This is a genomic window from Streptomyces sp. NPDC050161, assembly GCF_044460025.1.
Lineage (GTDB): Bacteria > Actinomycetota > Actinomycetes > Streptomycetales > Streptomycetaceae > Streptomyces.
Window position 1 is genome coordinate 48,994 of the sequence record NZ_JBITJM010000014.1, and the last position, 16,876, is coordinate 65,869.

A 16,876-nucleotide genomic window follows, 5' to 3' on the forward strand; every position below is an offset into this window, starting at 1 on the left:
CGGCGGCGGCCGGCGCTAACGTGGTCGGTGCTGACCGCGGTACCCGTGCAGGTTCCGTACGGGGCACGGCACAGGAGGAGCGGTAAACATGCAGGTCGGAGCGGTGTTGTGAGGATCCTGCACACCTCCGACTGGCATCTGGGCCGCGCCTTCCACCGCGTGAGCCTGCTGGACGCCCAGCGCAGCTACCTCGATCACCTCGTGGCGACGGTCCGTGACCGCGCGGTCGACGCGGTACTCGTCGCCGGGGACGTCTACGACCGGGCCGTGCCGCCGCTCGCCGCCGTCGAGCTGTTCGACAGCGCCCTGCACCGCCTCGCCGGCCTCGGCGTCCCCACCGTCATGATCTCCGGCAACCACGACTCCGCCCGCCGGCTGGGCGTCGGCTCGGGGCTCATGGAAAAGGCCGGCATCCACCTGCGGACCGACCCGGAACACTGCGCCGACCCGGTACTCCTCGACGACGCGCACGGCCCCGTCGCGTTCTACGGACTGCCCTACCTGGAACCCGCCCTGGTACGCGACACCCTCGGCGCCCCCCGAGCCGGGCACACCGAGGTCCTGGGCGCCGCCATGGACCGGGTCCGCGCGGACCTGGCCGCCCGCCCGGCCGGGACACGGTCCGTGGTGCTCGCGCACGCCTTCGTCACCGGCGGCACCGTCAGCGACAGCGAGCGCGACCTCACCGTCGGCGGCGTCGCCTCCGTCCCGGCGTCCGTGTTCGACGGCGTGGACTACGCGGCGCTCGGGCATCTGCACGGCTGCCAGGCGCTCACCGACCGCGTCCGCTACTCAGGATCCCCGCTCGCCTACTCCTTCTCCGAGGCCGATCACCGCAAGTCCTCCTGGCTCATCGACCTCGACGCGGACGGCACGGTGCACGCCGAACGGATCGACTGCCCGGTGCCCCGCCCGCTGGCCCGCGTCCGCGGCCCCCTGGAAACCCTGCTCGACGACCCGGACCTGGACCGCCACACCACGGCATGGGTGGAGGCGACGCTCACCGACCCGGTACGCCCGCACGAGCCGATGGCCCGCCTCACCGAGCGCTTCCCGCACATCGTCAGCCTCGTCTTCGACCCCGACGAGGGGCCCGCCACCTCGCTCGCCTCGTACGCCCAGCGGCTGCGCGGACGCAGCGACCAGGAGATCGCCGAGGACTTCGTGGAACACGTGCGGTCAGGGCGCGCCGCCGACGCACAGGAGCGCGCCGTGCTGCGGTCGGCGATCGACGACGTACGGCTCGACGACACGGTGAACGAGGTGGCCCGATGAGGCTGCACCGGCTCGCCGTCACCGCCTTCGGGCCGTTCGGCGCCACCCAGACCGTCGACTTCGACCGGCTCTCGCGAGACGGCCTCTTCCTCCTCCACGGGCCGACCGGCGCGGGCAAGACCTCCGTCCTGGACGCTGTGTGCTTCGCGCTGTACGGCTCGGTGCCGGGCGCCAGGCAGAGCGGCCAGGCGCTCCGCAGCGACCTCGCCGACCCGTTCACGCTCACCGAGGTCGTCCTCGAACTGACCGTCGCGGAACGCCGGTTGGAGCTGACCCGGCTGCCCGAGCAGACCCGCCCCAAGAAACGCGGCACCGGCACGACCAAAGAGAAGGCGCAGAGCCTGCTGCGCGAGTACGTGCCAGGACAGGGGGACGGAGCGGCGGGCCACTGGAAGGCGCTCAGCCGGTCCCACCAGGAGATCGGCGAGGAGATCGGCCAGCTCATCGGGATGAGCAAGGAGCAGTTCTGCCAGGTGGTGCTGCTGCCGCAGGGCGACTTCGCCCGCTTCCTGCGCGCCGACGCGGAATCCCGCGCCCGGCTGCTCGGCCGGCTCTTCGACACCCGCAGGTTCGCCGCGCTCGAAGAGCGTCTCGGCGCCCGCCGCAAGGCCGCCGCCGACCGCGTCGCCGCCGGTGACGACCAACTCCTCGCGCTGGCCCACCGCCTGACCCAGGCGGCGGGCGACTGCGCCGACCTCGCCGACCCGTCGCTCCCCGCACCGGGCGCCGCGGCCCCCGACCCCGCCGCACGGGACCGCTCCGGCGGCCGGACACGGCAACCGGCGGGCACGCGCATCCCCGGCCAGGCCGCCGCCGGTGGCCGCCCCTCGCCCCGTACCGCCGCCGCACCGGCACCCGAAGCCGCGCCGGGCCCGGGAGAGCCGGGCTTCGCCGAAGCCGTCCTCGTCCGCGCCGCGGTCGCCAGGGTGAGCGCACGCGAACGGCTGACGGGCGCGCACACCGCCGTACGGGCGGCGGAGACGGCGGAGCGGGCCGCCGCCGAGCAGTTCGACGAAGCCCGCGAACGCGACCGGCTCCAGCAGCGGTACGCCACCGCCCGCCGCCGCGCCGCGCAGCTCGACGCCACGGCCGACGCCTGCGAGCACGCCCGCACCCGGCTGGCACGCGCCAGGGCCGCCGCCGATGTCGCGCCCGCACTCGCCCTGCACGACGCCGCCAGGAGGGAACACGACACCGCCCTGCGCGCCGAACAGCACCGCCGCTCCCTGCTGCCCGCCGACCTCACCCGCGCCGACGGCGACCGGCTCGCCGCCCTGGAACGCCGCTCACGCGAGGACCTCGGCTCGCTCACCGCGGCCCGGCGCGCCGAACACCGGGCCGCGGACATCGCCGCCGAGCGCGCCGGAATCGACCGCGAGGCACGCGCCGACGACCAGGCGCTGCTGGACGCCGCACAGTGGCTCACCGGCTGGGACACCACCCGCCAAGCACTCAGGCGCCGCATCGAGACGGCCCAGGAGGCCGCCGCCCGCGCCGAACAGCTGCGGGCCCGCATCGACCCCGCCCAGGAACGCCTGGACGCCGCCCGCAGCCGCGACCGGCTGGCCGGTGACGCCCGCACCGCCGATGCGGAACTGCTCACCGCCAGGGAACGGTCGGCCGCCGCCCGCGAGCACTGGCTCGACCTCAAAGACCGCAGGCTGCGCGGCATCGCCGCCGAACTCGCCGACGGGCTGCGCGACGGCGACCCCTGCGCGGTGTGCGGCGCCACCGCGCACCCCGCGCCCGCCCGCGCCGGAGCCGGGCACGTCGACCGGGCGGCCGAGGAAGCCGCGCTCGCCGCCCACCACACCCGCGAGGAGTCGCGCCAGGAGGCCGAGCGGCACCGGCAGGCCGTCAAGGAGGCACTGGCCGGCGCCACCGCCACGGCAGGCGACACCCCAGCCGCCGAACTCGCCGCGCACGTCGAACAGTTGCGGGCCGACCACGCACGGGAGCACGCCGCCGGCGCCGACCTGCACGCCGCACGCGAAGCGCTCGACCGCGCCGAGCGCGAATACGAACGCCGCCGCACCGCACAGCAGCAGGCCGAACGCAGAGCCGCCGCCCGCACCTCGCAGCGTGAGGCGCTGGACCGCGAAAGCGCGGCCCTGGACGAGCAGTTGACGCAGGCACGCGGGGACTGCGCGAGCGTCGCCGAGCGGGCCCGCCTCCTGGAGAGCCGGGTGACGCGGCTCGCCGACGCCGCGGAGGCCGCCCGCGCCGCCGGCCTGGCGTCCGCCCGTCTGGAGGAGACCGGAGCGGCCCTGACCGACGCCGCGAAGCAGGCCGGCTTCGACACCCCCCGGGCCGCTGCCGACGCGCAGCTGACGGACACCGAATGGCGCGCCCTCCAGGAACGCGTCGACACCTGGCAGGCCGAATCGACCGCCGTCCACGCCGAGTTGGCCGATCCGCAGGCCGGTGCGGCGGCTGCGCTGCCCGCCGCCGACCCGGACGCCGCGCGCGACGCACTGGAGCGCGCGGGCCACCGGCTGCGGACCGCCACCGCGGCGTACGAGGCCGCCCGCGACCGCTGCGCCGAACTGGACCGGCTCTCCGCACGGGCCACCGCCGACACCCGCCAACTCGCCCCGCTGCGCGCCGAATACGACCTCATCGCCCGGCTCGCCACCCTCACCTCCGGCACATCGGCCGAGAACGAGCGGCGGATGCGCCTGGAGTCGTACGTCCTGGCCGCCCGGCTCGAACAGGTCGCCGCAGCCGCCGGTGCCAGGCTGCACAAGATGTCATCCGGCCGCTACACCCTCGTGCACTCCGACGAACGCTCCGGCGGCACCCGGCGCTCCGGACTCGGCCTGCACGTCATCGACGCCTGGACGGGGCAGGAACGGGACACCTCAAGCCTCTCCGGCGGCGAGACCTTCTTCGCCTCGCTGGCGCTGGCACTCGGCCTGGCCGACGTCGTCACCGACGAGGCGGGCGGCACCCGTCTCGACACCCTCTTCATCGACGAGGGGTTCGGCAGCCTCGACGAGCAGACCCTGGACGAGGTCCTGGACGTCCTCGACGGGCTGCGCGAACGCGACCGCAGCGTCGGCATCGTCAGCCATGTCGCCGACCTGAAGGGCCGCATCCCCGCCCAGCTCGAAGTCGTCAAGAACCGGTCGGGATCGACCGTCAGGCACCGGGTGCCCGGCTGAGCGGCGACGGCGGGGGAGCGGCGAGGAGCGGTCGCTCCGCCGTGATGTCCCTCGTCATGTCAGTGGACACCACGGACGGCGGTGGCCGGCCACCATCGGGTATCCGCACACCCGCCCCGATGGTGGCCGGCCAGCAGCTCAGAGCGCGGACAGCTCGACGAGCAGGTCGTCAAGGCCGAGCGACCCCTGGGACAGCGCCGCCATGTGCCACGCCTTGAGGTCGAAGTCCGCGCCGTGCCGGGCCCGCGCCGCCTCGCGGCCCCGCAGCCAGACCCGCTCGCCGAGCTTGTAGCCGATGGCCTGGCCGCCGATGCCCTGATAGCGGATGATCTCGCTCTCCACGAAGTCCGCCGGGCGGCTGCAGTGGGACGCGAGGAAGGCGTGCGCCAGCTCGGGGGTCCAGCGCTCGCCGGGGTGGAAGGGCGAGTCGGCGGGGATCTCCAGCTGGAGGTGCATGCCGATGTCGATGATGACCCGCACCGCACGCATCATCTGTGCGTCGAGGTACCCGAGCCTGCGCTCGGCGTTGGCGAGGAACCCCAGCTCGTCCATCAGCCGCTCGGCGTACAGCGCCCAGCCCTCGGCGTTGGCGCTGACCATGCCCACCGTCGTCTGGTAGCGCGACAGTTCGTCCGCGACGTGCGCCCACTGCGCCAGCTGGAGATGGTGTCCTGGCACGCCCTCGTGGTACCAGGTGGAGACCAGGTCGTACAGCGGGAAGCGGGTCTCGCCCATGGTCGGCAGCCAGGTGCGGCCCGGCCGGGAGAAGTCCAGCGACGGCTGGGTGTAGTACGGCGCGGCGGCGCTGCCGGCCGGCGCGATCCGTGACTCCACCCGGCGTACCCGCTCGGCGAGTTCGAAGTGGGTGCCGTCCAGCTCAGCGATGGCCTGGTCCATCAGGTCCTGGAGCCACTGCCGGGTCTCCTCGACCCCCTCGACCATCTCGCCGTTGTCGTCGAGCCAGGCCAGCGCCTCCCAGGGGCTCTTGGCCCCGGGCAGCACCTTCTCGGCCTCCGTCTCCATCTCCGCGAGCAGCCGGTGGAACTCCGACCAGCCGTAGCGGTACGCCTCGTCCAGGTCGAGGTCGGCGCCGTTGTAGTAGCGGGCGAGGCGGGCGTAGCGCTCCCTGCCCAGCACGTCGGGGGCGCCTTCGACGGCCGGCGCGTAGTGGGTGCGCAGCCAGTCCCGCAGCTCCACGAGCGCGCCCGTCGCGACCTCGGCCGCCGCGCCCAGCTCCTCGCGCAGCGTCTGCGGCCCGCCGTCGGCGAACTCGGCGAACCAGCTGCGGTCCGTGCCGATCCACTCGTCCAACTGGCCGAGCACGGTGGTGACTTGGAGCGGCCCTGCGGGCAGCTCGCGCCGGAGCCCCGCGTCGAGGGAGGCGCGGTAGCCCTCCAGCGCGCCGGGGACCGCCCGCAGCCGCTGCGCGATGGCCGCCCAGTCCTCTTCGGTCTCGGCCGGGGTGACGGTGAACACCTCGCGTACGTGGTGCAGCGGCGAGCCCAGATTGCTGACGGCCCGCAGGCCCTCGCCCGCTTCGTGGACGGCCAGTTCGGCGGTCAGCCGCTCCCGCAGCAGCCGGGCGCAGCGCTGCTCGGCGGCGCTGTCCGCGCCCGGCAGCGCCTCGGCCTCGGTGAGCCGGTCGAGCGTCGTACGGGCGAGCTGGGCCAGCGCCTCCTGGCCGGTCGGCGACAGGTCGGGGAGCCTGCCCGAGCTTTCGGGGATGCCGAGGAAGGTGCCGGTGATCGGGTCCAGCTCGATGAGGGCGTCGACGTAGGCGTCGGAGATCTGGCGGGGCAGCTGCCCGCCGGAAGCTTGGTTCTGGGACATGCCGCCATCTTCGTACGGATGGCCCCTCCGCGTCACACCAAGTGGCCCGGCGTTCCGGCCGTTTTACCTTGTGGCGGGGTTCCCCGGCGCACCCGGCTCAGGCCCGGTGTGCCGCGAGATATGCGTCCTCGGCGTCGTAGCGGAACATCCGGCGGAAATACGGGTCGTCGGCGGCGGGCAGGATTCCGGCGTGGTCCCCGGTCCTGGCGGCCTCGACGAGCCAGTCCAGCTCGGCGGCGACGGTGGCGGCGAAGTCACCGGCCGGACGGTAGCCGAGCCGCTCGGCGGCGGAGGTGTCGAGGACGACCGGGTGCGGCGCGTCCCAGGGAGTCCTGCCGAGGTCCTCGTCGGCGTCGGCGTCGAGCAGCACTTCCGTCCAGTCGTGGCCGAGGTGCCGGGCGACGGTCCGGGAGATGTCGAGCGCCGTCGGCGCGTCCGGGTCGGCGCTGTTGAGGATGCGGGCTCCCGGCCTGCGGGCGACCGTTTCGATGAGGGCGGCGATGTTGGCCGCCGCCGTCGGATGCACGGTGCCGGTGCCACGGCGGGCCAGCAGCACACTGGCGCGCCGGTCGATGACCCGTTTGACGAAGACCCATGCGCGCGGCCTGGCCGCGCCGACGCCGTGCACCCGGGACGGGCGCAGCACGCTGATGGGCAGCCCGCTGTCGAGGGCGACGTGCTCGGCCGCGACCTTGTTGGGGCCGTAGCCCTCCGGGGAGCGGTGGTCGATGTCACTCGGGGCCAGGGTGGCCTGGCTCTCGTGGACCGGCCCGCCGTAGTCGGGCGGCGTGACGGAGTTGGAGTGGTTGCCGTGCTCGTCGACGTAGACGGCCTTGCTGGAGATCAGCACCGTGGAGCCGGATTCCCTGGCCCACGGGAGCAGCATCCTGGCGTCGGCCGCGGTGTAGCAGACGCAGTCCACGAGCAGGTCGGTGCCGTCGCCGATGACGGCCCGCATGCGGTTGGCGTCCGTACGGTCCGCGCGGCGGAAACGGGCTCCCGCGGCGGCGAGTTCGGGCGGCAGGTGGCCGGGGTCGCGGCCGGTGACGTCCACCTGCCAGCCGGCGGTGAGGAGACGGAGTGCGGTGGCACGGCCGATCATGCCGGTGCCGCCGATGATGAGCGCGTGAGGCATCGGGAAAGCCTAGGCGACCGGTCTCAGCCGAGCGGCCCGGGGGCGGGGGCCGCGGTGAGGTAGCGGGTGAGCATCGCGACGAGTTCGTTCTCGAAGCGGGGGACGTCGACGGGGGCGGGCGGGGCGACGAGTTGATGGACGAGGAGTTCGATCGTCGAGACGACAAGACGGGCCGCGGTGTGCGTGTCACCGACCCGGACCTCGGGATGGCGGCCGAGCAGCGCCTCCACGAAGGCGACGCTCGCCTCCTCGTACGCGTAGATCTTCGCCATCAACTCGGGGGTGCGCGGGGCCTGTTCCAGCAGGATGCGCAGCAGCTGGGGGTGGTCGGTGTGGTTGCCGATGGTGGTCCGTACGAAGACGCGGATGATGTCTTCGAGTGCGTCGGGCAGCGCGTCGGCCCGGAGGCGTCGGGCGGCGGCCATGCCGGAGTCGATGTGGGCGGTCGTCAGCGCGAGGAGGAGGGCGTCCTTGCTCGGGTAGTACTGGTACAGGGAGCCGATCGACACCCCGGCGCGGGCGGCGATCCGGTTGGTGGTGCCCGCGGCGTAGCCGTGGTCGGCGAAAACGTGAGCAGCCGCCTCCAGGATGCGCTGCCGGGTGAGTTCGGCACGCGCCTGCCGGGGCTGCTTGCGAGGTTGCAGCCGCTGCCTGTCCGAGGCCATGGGGGCTCCTGGGGTGGTGGGGAATGCGAGTAGCGCCCGAAGCGAGTAATTGCTCATAATTGTGCCGTGACCTGGGCGATGCCTGGCACCCGTATCAGTACGGCAGCCATGTGCGGCATGGCTCGGAGGGGATCGAGTACCCATGACCAGAGTGCTACGCGATGAATCCGAACTCCGCGAGTACGTCCGCGAACCGATGCGGGCCGTCGTCGAGAAGAACATCGACCACATCGACCCGGAGTCCCGCCGCTTCATCGAGGCCAGCCCGTTCTTCCTCCTGGCCACCGCCGACGACGACGGCACCTGCGACGTCTCGCCGCGCGGGGATCCGCCCGGCAGCGTCCTGGTGCTCGACGATCACACCCTGGCCTTCGCCGACCGCAAGGGAAACCGGCGCCTCGACAGCTTCCGCAACATCCTGCGCCGCCCGCAGGTCGGCATGCTGTTCCTCGTCCCCGGCGTCGGCGACACGATACGGGTCAACGGAAGCGCCCGGATCGTCGCCGAAGCCCCCTACCTGCCCCGGCTCGCCGTGCAGGGCGCGGTCCCCGAACTCGCCGTCGAGGTACGGGTGGAGGAACTCTTCCTGCACTGCAGCAAGGCGTTCGTGCGCTCGGCGCTGTGGGACCACGCCTCGTGGCCGCAGAAGGGCGCGGTGCCGAGCGCCGGACGGATCGTCCGCAGCCAGAGCGGCACCAAGATCCCGGCACGGGCGATCGACGCGGCACTGCGCAGGGACGCCCGCGTCAACCGGTACTGAGCCCGGAGACGGGGCGGCCGGGCCGTACGCCGCAGACCGGATCCGGCCGGCGGCCCGGCACCGGCCGGCGTTCAGCGTCCCGCAGGACCGTCCTGGGCGGGCGCCGCCGCGTCGCGCAGCGCCGGAACACCCTTCGGGCGCGCGGTGATCACCAGCGTGCCCTCCTCGACCTGGTAGTCGAGCGGCAGCCCCAGTCCCCGCATCGCCGCCACCATGCCGGTGTTGGACGCCTGAGTGATCGCGTACACGCTCTCGCACCCGGCGTCGGACGCCATCGCCATCAGCCGGCGCAGCAGCTCCGCGCCGATGCCGCGCCGCTGCCAGCCGTCCTCCACCAGCAGCGCCACCTCGGTCTCGTCGCCGTCCCACAGCAGATGGCCGAGCGCCACCAGCCGTCCCGACGCGCTCTCCACGGCGAGGGTGCGCCCGAACCGCGGGCTGAGCAGATGCCCGAGGTAACTGTCGGCGTCCCTGACCGGGCCGTGGTAGCGCAGCCCGAGGGTCGCGGCGGAGCAGCGGTCGTGCATCTCCACGGCGGCCTGCCGGTCGGCCGGGTCGGCCCGGCGGATCGTCAGCGCGTTGCCCTCGGGCAGCGTCAGCACGTCACGCCGCGGCGGCACCCGGTGTCCGAGCCGGGTGTCCAGCTCGATCAGCGCCCGCACCCGTGCAAACTCGGTGGGAGTGAACGGCAACTGCGGCCTTTCGACGGTCAGGGAACCCCCGGAGGGAGCCCGGAACCTCATGATGTGGTCCTCCAGAACGCCCTCGGCAGGCACCTGTTCGGCCGCCGGGCGGCCGGGGAGCGAGCGTGCGGGCACCGAATGAATCGTGCAACGTCCCAGCAACTGGCGCAAAGCCAGCGGAAGTTCGGCGGAGTCCAGGGCCGTCCGCGTCGCCAGGCCCAGCATCCGGGTCGGCACGTCCACCAGGTCGTGCGCGTCGGCCCGCTCCAGCCAGGTGTGCGTGCCACCCGCGCCCGCCACCGTACGGGTCAGCTCGGCGGGCTCCAGTGTGTCCGGCGCGCGCAGCAGGAACTCGTCGACGGCGCCGGCCGACAGGGGATGGGTCTGCAGGCTGAGGATGTCCACGCCCCGCCCGGCCAGCGCCGTGCACAGGGAGGCGAGGCTGCCCGGGGTGTCCTGGACGGTGGTGCGCATCCGCCACAGCGCCGTCCCCTGCGCGGCTGCCCGGGGGGCCACCGCGGGGGACGGCGCCGTGGCGCCGGTATCGGTCGCCGGCGGCGCGTGGCCGTGGCGGCGTGACCACCACACGTGGAACCCGGCGGTGGCCAGCAGCGCGGTCGCGGCGACGCACAGCGTCACCGGGCCCGAGGGGCCGTGCGCCACGGTGTTGGCGACGGCGTCGGCCACGGCGACCGCGGTGAACAGGGCCGCAAGCTCGACGAGGTCCCGGCGCCAGTGCGGGCGGCGGGCGGACGCGGCAGAGGAGGATCGAGTCATGCGGACAGCCTTGCCGACCGGTGTTGCCTGGTCGCCAACGTATTGTGTCCGACGGGTAAAAGACGCAATCGACGCATTGGCCTCTACTGTCCTACCCGTCCTGGTTGCAGCACCTTGCTGAACAACACCTTCCCGCCCTCCTGCCGCAGCCGTACGGTCAGCTCCCCGCTGCCGCCGTCGATGTCGATCTCACCGAAGTACTGCGGGCTCTCGTCCGGCGAGGTGTTGGCCCGGTCCGGTGCCTTGACGAACGGCTGGTCCGGACCGAAGGTCCCGTCCAGCTTCACTGCCGGGAAACCACCGGCGTTCAGCGGGCCCGAAACGAACTCCCAGAACGGCGCGAAGTCCTTGAACGCCGCCCGCTCCGGAGCGTAGTGCTGCGCCGACGTGTAGTGCACGTCCGTCGTCAGCCAGACCGTGCCGGTCACCCGCGCGTGCTTGATGTGCCGCAGCAGCTCCGCCAGTTGCAGCTCCCGGCCCAGCGGTGCACCGGGATCGCCCTGCGCCACCGCTTCGAAGTTCTCCTTGCCGTCCGGGACGACGAGACCCAGCGGCATGTCGGACGCGATCACCTTCCACACCGCACGGGAGCGCGACAGCTCACGCTTGAGCCAGCGCAGCTGCTCGGCGCCGAGGATGCCCTGCGGGTCGTCGGTCTGGCGTCCCGGCGAGTTGGCGTTGCGGTAGCTGCGCATGTCCAGCACGAACACGTCGAGCAGCGGACCGTGCCCGACCACGCGGTAGACCCGGCCGCCGCGGTCGGGGCGGAGCGTACGGATCGGGAAGTACTCGCCGAACGCCCGCAGCGACCGCGCCGCGAGGACGTCCGCGTCCTTGACCGTGTACCGGTCGTCGTCCAGCAACTGCCCCGGATACCAGTTGTTGTGCACCTCGTGGTCGTCCCACTGCGTGATCGTGGGCACCTGCGCGTTGAACCCGCGCAGATTGCGGTCCAGCAGGTTGTAGCGGAACGCGCCGCGGAACTCCGCGAGCGTCTCGGCGACTTTTGCCTTCTCGTCGGTCGTCACGTTCCGCCAGATCCGGCCGTCCGGCAGCGTCACCTTCGCCTCGATCGGACTGTCGGCGTAGATGTTGTCGCCGCTGCACAGGAAGAAGTCCGGATCGAGCCGCCGCATGTCCTCGTAGACGCGGTAGCCGCCCCGGTCCGGGTTGATGCCCCAGCCCTGGCCCGCCAGATCGCCCGACCACAGGAAACGCACCCCCGCACGTCGGCCGCGGTGTGCTGGGGCGGTCCTGAAAGTGCCGGTGACCGGCTCGCCGGTACGCCGGGGATCGTCCGGGTCGGCGAGCAGCACGCGGTAGTGGACCTGCTCGCCCGGCGGCAGGCCGTGCAGCGCCGTCACACCCGTGAAGTCCGTGCCGGACCCGACGACAGGACCCGTCCAGGTCCTGGCATTGCGGAACGCCTCGGTGGCCGCCGTCTCCACGACCATCCGGGCCCGCCGGTCGGACCGCACCCACACCAGGCCGGACGACGTCGTCACGTCGCCGACCTGCGCCCCCCACTCGGCGGCCGGCCGGCCGCTGCGGGCCTGCGCGGGCGCGGCGCAGGACAGGGCGGGCAGCGCCAGCGCCGCGGAACCGGCGGCGCCGCCCCGCAGCAGCGCCCGCCGACCGAAGCCGCCGCCGAATCCCTGCGCCATCTGGTACCTCCACACATCGAACCGACTCCGGGTGACGCTCCGTTCGTACAGCGCCCCGGTTCCCGGCCGCCCAACACCCGGTGAACACCGCCCGTCCTACGCCCCGCGACCGAGAGGCGGGGCCATGGTCGCAAGACCACCGGCCGATCGCCAGGACAGCGGCCCGACGTTTACGGTCCTGCTACGCGGCGCCCGGTGCCGCCCCGGACGAAGGAGCTTCCCCATGCCGGCCGACGGATCGGCGCACCTCCGCATCGCCCGCCCCAGCCGCGACCTGGCGGCGGCCGAACGCTTCTGGTGCGCGGGACTCGGGCTCGCCGTACTGTTCCGCCACACGTCGGACGGCCCCGAACACTCCCTGCTGATGGCCGGATGGCCGGACGCGTCCTGGCACCTGGAGCTGACCCACGACCCCGCGGGCGCGGACGTGACCGGCGGCACCCCCGACGATCTGCTGGTCGTCTACCTCGAAGGACCGGTGCCCGACGACCTGGTCGCCCGGCTGGAACGGTGCGGCGGCCGGCAGGTCACCGCACACAACCCCTACTGGGACACCTGGGGCGTCACCCTGGAGGACCCCGACGGCTACCGGCTGGTGCTCTGCCGCCGGGCCTGGGCCCCCGCCTGAGCGGCCTCCCGGCCCACCGTGCCGAGCACCACCCGCGTCACCAGCGCCGGATCGTCGTTCATCGGCACATGACCGCAGCGGGGCAGCCGCACCAGCCGGGCGCCGGGAATCGCGGACTTCGCGCGCACCCCCTGGCGGCGCGGCAGCAGCCGGTCCCGGCTGCCCCACGCGATGGTCACCGGCACATCCGGCACATCGCCGGTGAACCGCACCCCGCGGCCCGCCCGCAGCGCCGGCCCAAATCCGGGCGCCTCGCGCAGCGCCCGGGTCTCGGCCGCCACCGCGTCGGCCGAACGCCGCCCCGGATGCGCGTAGATGCCCCCGGTCAACGCCACCCGGCCGACGGCCGACCTGGCCAGCGCCGCCACCACCGGCTCCGGCAGCGCCCGCGCACCCGCCCGCATCCCGCGCAGCAGACCGAAGGCGTAACGCCGCTCGGCCGGTGTCCAGAACCCCGCGGGGGACAGCGCGGTGACGGACCGTACGGCCCCCGCGCGGCCCAACTCCAGGGCGAGCAGCCCGCCCAGGGAATTGCCCACCACGTGCGGCCGTTCGACGCCCAGCTCCGCGAAGGCCGCGGTGAGCAGCGGCAGCACGCTCTCCAGGCCGTACGACGTGCCGCCCGGCAGCGCGGGTGAGACGCCGAAACCCGGCAGGTCCAGGGCGATGACCTCGTGCGAGGCGGCCAGGATGTCGCAGACCGGCCGCCACGCCTGGAGGTGATGGCCGACGCCGTGCAGCAGCACGATCGGTTCGCCCGCGCCCTTGCGCTCGTAGGCCACCGTGAACGGCGGGCGCCCTGCGGGGCTGACGCGGGCGAAGGAGACCGGGACGGCCATGGCAACTCCTCGGAGAATCGCGGCGGTTCGTGGGGGCACACCATGCCAGCAAGAGCTACCGGGCGGTACGGCGGGTGGCGGACCCGGCCGCGAGACGGCGGGCACTGTGCCGAACACCACGTGGCCACGCCCCGCCCCACCACGATTTCCGCTGGACACGGCGTCCGCGGGGCGCTGGGATGAAGGAGTGCTGACCGACCACGCGACCGAAGTCTTCCAAGAGCACCGCCCGGTGCTGCACGGCGTCGCCTACCGCATGCTCGGCCGGGTGGCCGACGCCGAGGACGTCGTCCAGGAAGCCTGGCTGCGCTGGTCGGCCACCGACCGCTCCGACGTCCGCGAACCGCGCGCCTATCTGGTGCGCGTCACCACCCGGCTGGCCATCGACCGCCTGCGGCAGGTCCAGGCACGCCGCGAGTCGTATGTCGGACCCTGGCTGCCCGAACCACTGGCCACCGACAGCGGCGTGGCCGCGCCCGACACCGTGGAGCGCGCGGTGTTCGCCGAGTCCGTCACCCTCGCCCTGCTCGTCGTGATGGAGTCGCTCTCCCCGCTGGAGCGCGCGGTGTTCGTGCTGCGCGAGGCGTTCGGCTACCCCTACGCGGAGATCGCCGCCGTCCTCGACCGCAGCGAACCCGCGGTGCGCCAACTGGCGGGTCGGGCCCGGCGCCACGTCGAGGACGGTCGGCCGCGCTTCGACGTCGATCCCCAGCGGCAGCGTGACCTGACCGAGCGGTTCATGGCGGCGGCGGCCGGCGAGGACCTGGCCGGTCTCGTCGGACTGCTGGCCGAGGACGCGCGACTGGTCGGCGACAGCGGCGGCAAGGCCAAGGCGCCGCTGCGGATCATCGAAACCGCGGACAAGGTGAGCCGCTTCCTCATCGGCGTCACCAGGACCGGACTGGCCGGCATGGAGTACGCCCTCGTCGAACTCAACGGCGGCATCGCGATCCTGGCCCACCGCGGCGGCCGGCCGGACTCCGTCATCCAGCTCGACGTCGCCGACGGGCGGATCCAGACCGTCTACGTCGTCCGCAACCCCGACAAGCTCGTCTCGCTCACCCGGACCTGACCGGCCGCGGGCCGCCACCGGCCCCACCGCGCCCGCCGTCACCCGCACGCCCCTCGCCGTCACCAAGGCGGCCGGGGCGCGCTGCCACGCCCGCCTGACCGGCGGCCGACCGGTGGCCCCGGTGCGCTCACCCGTCCTGTCCGCGTAACGGATCCCGTATTGGTCTTGACCAAGGGTGAGGGCGCACATATCGTCGGCATACTGCAACAACCTTTAATAAAGAAGCGCTCATAACCGGACCGCCCCTGGGCGGGGACGTCTCCGGGGAGCGCAGCCCCGCGGGGCAACGGCCGATGCGGAGGACAGGGTGGGGACCACGCAGCTCGAAACAGCGCCGGAGCCGAAGTACTGGCACCTCAAGACCGTGCTCAGCGAGGCACTGGACTCGGAGTTCGCGGTAGGCGAGATCCTGCCCAACGAGCGGGAACTCGCGGCGCGTTTCGGCGTCGCACGGGCCACGCTGCGGCAGGCGCTCGAACAGCTGGAGCTGGAGGGCAGACTGCAGCGCAGGCGCGGCGTGGGCACCACCGTCGCCCCGCCGCGGGTCGGCGTCGCCGTCGACCCCGCCCGCCACACCTGGCCCGGCGCCCCCGGCGACGACTGGCAGGCGGTCGACGCCGTCACCTCGCAGTCGGTCCCCGTGGCCGTCGCCCGCCTCCTGGAGACGGCACCCGGCGAAAGCGTCCACATCGTGCGCCGCAACCGCGTCACGCACGACCAGCCCGTCGCCGCCGAGCTGCTGTACATCCCCTCGTCCGCGGTACCCGGCTGCTCCGAACTCGCCGCCGTCAGCGCCACCGCCCGCGCCCGCGCCGTCCTGCACGCGCTGCACGCACAGGAGCTGGAGGGCCAGGACCGCACGGTCGAACTCGGCTCGGCCCGAGCGGAGGACGCCAAGGCGCTCGACCGGCTGCCCGGCGCCCCCGTCCTGATCGTCACCACCCGCTACGTCGCGGCCGGCCGCACCACAGCCGTCGCGGTCTCCACCTACCGCGCCGACACCTGCCGGCTCACCTTCGGGGAGAGCGAAGCGGTGTCCCTGCTGGCGGGCTGACCCCGCAGCACGCCGTCCGGGCCCGCGCCGCGCAGCACGCCGCCGCGGGCCCGCCGCGTACCGCGCCCCGGCCGGTCACCTGCGGCCGGTCACCGTGCTCTCCACAGCGAAGAGTTCACCCTCGACGTGATCCAGGGCGAGCCGCAGCGCACCGGTCGCCACCGCCGCCTCGCCCAGCGCCGACAAGGTCACCTGCGGCGGGCGCAGGCAGTAGCGCGCCAGCTCGTCACGCAGCGGATCGAGGATGCCGGCCAGCTCGGCCGCCCAGCCGCCGATCACCACCAGCTCCGGATCGAGGGCCAGCACCAGCGCCGCCACGTCGTGCACCAGCCGCTGGAGGAACCGGTCCATCGCGTCCTTGGCCTGGGGGTCGCCCTCGCGGGCCAGCGCGAACACCTCGGCGACCTGCGCCTCGTCCAGCGGGTGCACGGGCTTCCCGGTCGTCGACAGCAGCTTCTCCGGGGTCACCTCACGCCCCAGCAGATGCAGCGCGCCGATTTCGCCGGCCGCCCCGCCGAACCCCCGGTGCAGCCGCCCGCCGATCAGCGCGCCCGCCCCCGGACTCAGCCCCGCAAGAACGAACACGACGTCGTCCGAACCGGCCGCCGCGCCCTTCCAGTGCTCGGCCACCGCAGCCGCGTTGGCGTCGTTCTCGACCAGCACCGGGCAACGGAACGAACGCCGCAGCCGCTCGCCCAGATGCAGCCCCGTCCAGCCCGGCAGCGCGGTGCCCAGCCGTACGGTGCCGTCCGCGTCCACGATGCCGGGGCTGCCCACCCCGACGGCCCGCAGCGAACTGCGCGGCACCCCGGCACGGCGCAGCAGTTCGGCGACCACAGTGCGCACCCGCTCCAGCCGCTCGTCGGCCTGCGCCCGTTCGTCCACCGGCCGTTGCGCGGACTCGTGCACCTGGCCGCCCAGGTCGGACAGCAGGGCGGAGACGCGGTGCGGGCCGATCTCGATGCCCAGCAGATGGCCGGCCTCGGCGCGGAAACGGAACCGGCGGGCCGGCCGCCCCTGGCGCCGCGCTTCGCCCTCGTCGACGGTGGCCTCCGTCACCAGGCCCGTCTCCATGAGCCCCTCGACCACACCCTCGACCGTCGGCCTGGACAGGCCGGTCACCTGGACGAGGTCGGTGAGCGTGGGGGAGTCCGCGGCGCGCAGTGCGTGCAGCACCACCGCCGAGTTGATCCGTCGCAGCAGGGAGGGATCCCCGCCGGTGAGCCGCCCCAACGTCGTCTCCCTCGCCTCGCGTGTGTGGCGGATCGTAGCCGGTCAGCGGGTTGCGCGGCGAGCCCCGGCGGCTCAGGGGAACGCGCCGGACCGCCGT

At 73.7% G+C, this 16,876-nt stretch carries 13 protein-coding genes; 6 read left to right on the plus strand and 7 right to left on the minus strand.

Features of this window, described 5'->3' with window-relative positions:
- Positions 1-108: 108 nt before the first annotated feature.
- A complete protein-coding gene (locus ACIBK8_RS22660; protein ID WP_399043606.1) occupies positions 109-1,275 on the plus strand; it encodes an exonuclease SbcCD subunit D in 1,167 nt (388 codons plus the stop codon).
- Complete coding sequence (locus tag ACIBK8_RS22665; protein WP_399043607.1) at positions 1,272-4,439, plus strand: AAA family ATPase; 3,168 nt, start codon at positions 1,272-1,274, stop codon at positions 4,437-4,439. The genes ACIBK8_RS22660 and ACIBK8_RS22665 overlap by 4 nt, the downstream gene beginning before the upstream one ends.
- Before the next feature lie 138 nt (positions 4,440-4,577).
- Here ACIBK8_RS22665 and ACIBK8_RS22670 read toward each other — a convergent pair whose 3' ends face one another.
- The 3 genes from ACIBK8_RS22670 to ACIBK8_RS22680 form a co-directional block, all read right to left on the minus strand.
- The gene (locus ACIBK8_RS22670) at positions 4,578-6,269 is read right to left on the minus strand and encodes a DUF885 domain-containing protein (RefSeq protein WP_399043608.1); all 1,692 of its coding nucleotides are present in this window, start codon (positions 6,267-6,269) and stop codon (positions 4,578-4,580) included.
- 97 nt (positions 6,270-6,366) lie between these two features.
- Positions 6,367-7,404, minus strand: coding sequence for an NAD-dependent epimerase/dehydratase family protein (locus ACIBK8_RS22675; RefSeq protein ID WP_399043609.1), 1,038 nt, complete (start codon positions 7,402-7,404; stop codon positions 6,367-6,369).
- Between the two features lie 23 nt (positions 7,405-7,427).
- Positions 7,428-8,069 (minus strand): TetR/AcrR family transcriptional regulator, encoded by a 642-nt coding sequence (locus ACIBK8_RS22680; RefSeq protein WP_399043610.1) that lies wholly within the window; start codon positions 8,067-8,069, stop codon positions 7,428-7,430.
- A 142-nt stretch (positions 8,070-8,211) separates the two neighbouring features.
- Here ACIBK8_RS22680 and ACIBK8_RS22685 point away from each other — a divergent pair, with 142 nt between their 5' ends.
- A complete protein-coding gene (locus ACIBK8_RS22685) occupies positions 8,212-8,829 on the plus strand; it encodes an MSMEG_1061 family FMN-dependent PPOX-type flavoprotein (RefSeq protein WP_399043611.1) in 618 nt (205 codons plus the stop codon).
- Positions 8,830-8,900: 71 nt separating this feature from the next.
- On the opposite strand, the gene ACIBK8_RS22690 is transcribed toward ACIBK8_RS22685, so the two are convergent.
- Complete coding sequence (locus ACIBK8_RS22690) at positions 8,901-10,289, minus strand: GNAT family N-acetyltransferase (RefSeq protein WP_399043612.1); 1,389 nt, start codon at positions 10,287-10,289, stop codon at positions 8,901-8,903.
- 83 nt (positions 10,290-10,372) lie between these two features.
- Entirely contained in the window at positions 10,373-11,953 is a 1,581-nt protein-coding gene (locus ACIBK8_RS22695) for an alkaline phosphatase D family protein (RefSeq protein WP_399043613.1), read from the minus strand.
- Positions 11,954-12,176: 223 nt separating this feature from the next.
- On the opposite strand from ACIBK8_RS22695, the gene ACIBK8_RS22700 reads away from it, so the two are divergent.
- Positions 12,177-12,581, plus strand: a complete 405-nt coding sequence (locus ACIBK8_RS22700) for a VOC family protein (protein WP_399043614.1) — start codon at positions 12,177-12,179, stop codon at positions 12,579-12,581.
- On the opposite strand, the gene ACIBK8_RS22705 is transcribed toward ACIBK8_RS22700, so the two are convergent.
- A complete protein-coding gene (locus tag ACIBK8_RS22705; protein WP_399043615.1) occupies positions 12,539-13,420 on the minus strand; it encodes an alpha/beta fold hydrolase in 882 nt (293 codons plus the stop codon). The two genes, ACIBK8_RS22700 and ACIBK8_RS22705, sit on opposite strands and share 43 nt — an antisense overlap.
- A 187-nt stretch (positions 13,421-13,607) precedes the next feature.
- On the opposite strand from ACIBK8_RS22705, the gene ACIBK8_RS22710 reads away from it, so the two are divergent.
- Together ACIBK8_RS22710 and ACIBK8_RS22715 are read left to right on the plus strand one after the other, a co-directional pair.
- Positions 13,608-14,492: an RNA polymerase sigma-70 factor gene (locus ACIBK8_RS22710; protein ID WP_399043616.1), complete on the plus strand. Its 885-nt coding sequence runs from the start codon at positions 13,608-13,610 to the stop codon at positions 14,490-14,492.
- Positions 14,493-14,799: 307 nt separating this feature from the next.
- On the plus strand, positions 14,800-15,546 hold the full coding sequence (locus ACIBK8_RS22715; RefSeq protein ID WP_399043617.1) for a GntR family transcriptional regulator: 747 nt from the start codon (positions 14,800-14,802) through the stop codon (positions 15,544-15,546).
- Between the two features lie 75 nt (positions 15,547-15,621).
- On the opposite strand, the gene ACIBK8_RS22720 is transcribed toward ACIBK8_RS22715, so the two are convergent.
- Positions 15,622-16,779, minus strand: a complete 1,158-nt coding sequence (locus tag ACIBK8_RS22720) for an ROK family transcriptional regulator (RefSeq protein ID WP_399043618.1) — start codon at positions 16,777-16,779, stop codon at positions 15,622-15,624.
- Between the last annotated feature and the right edge of the window lie 97 nt (positions 16,780-16,876).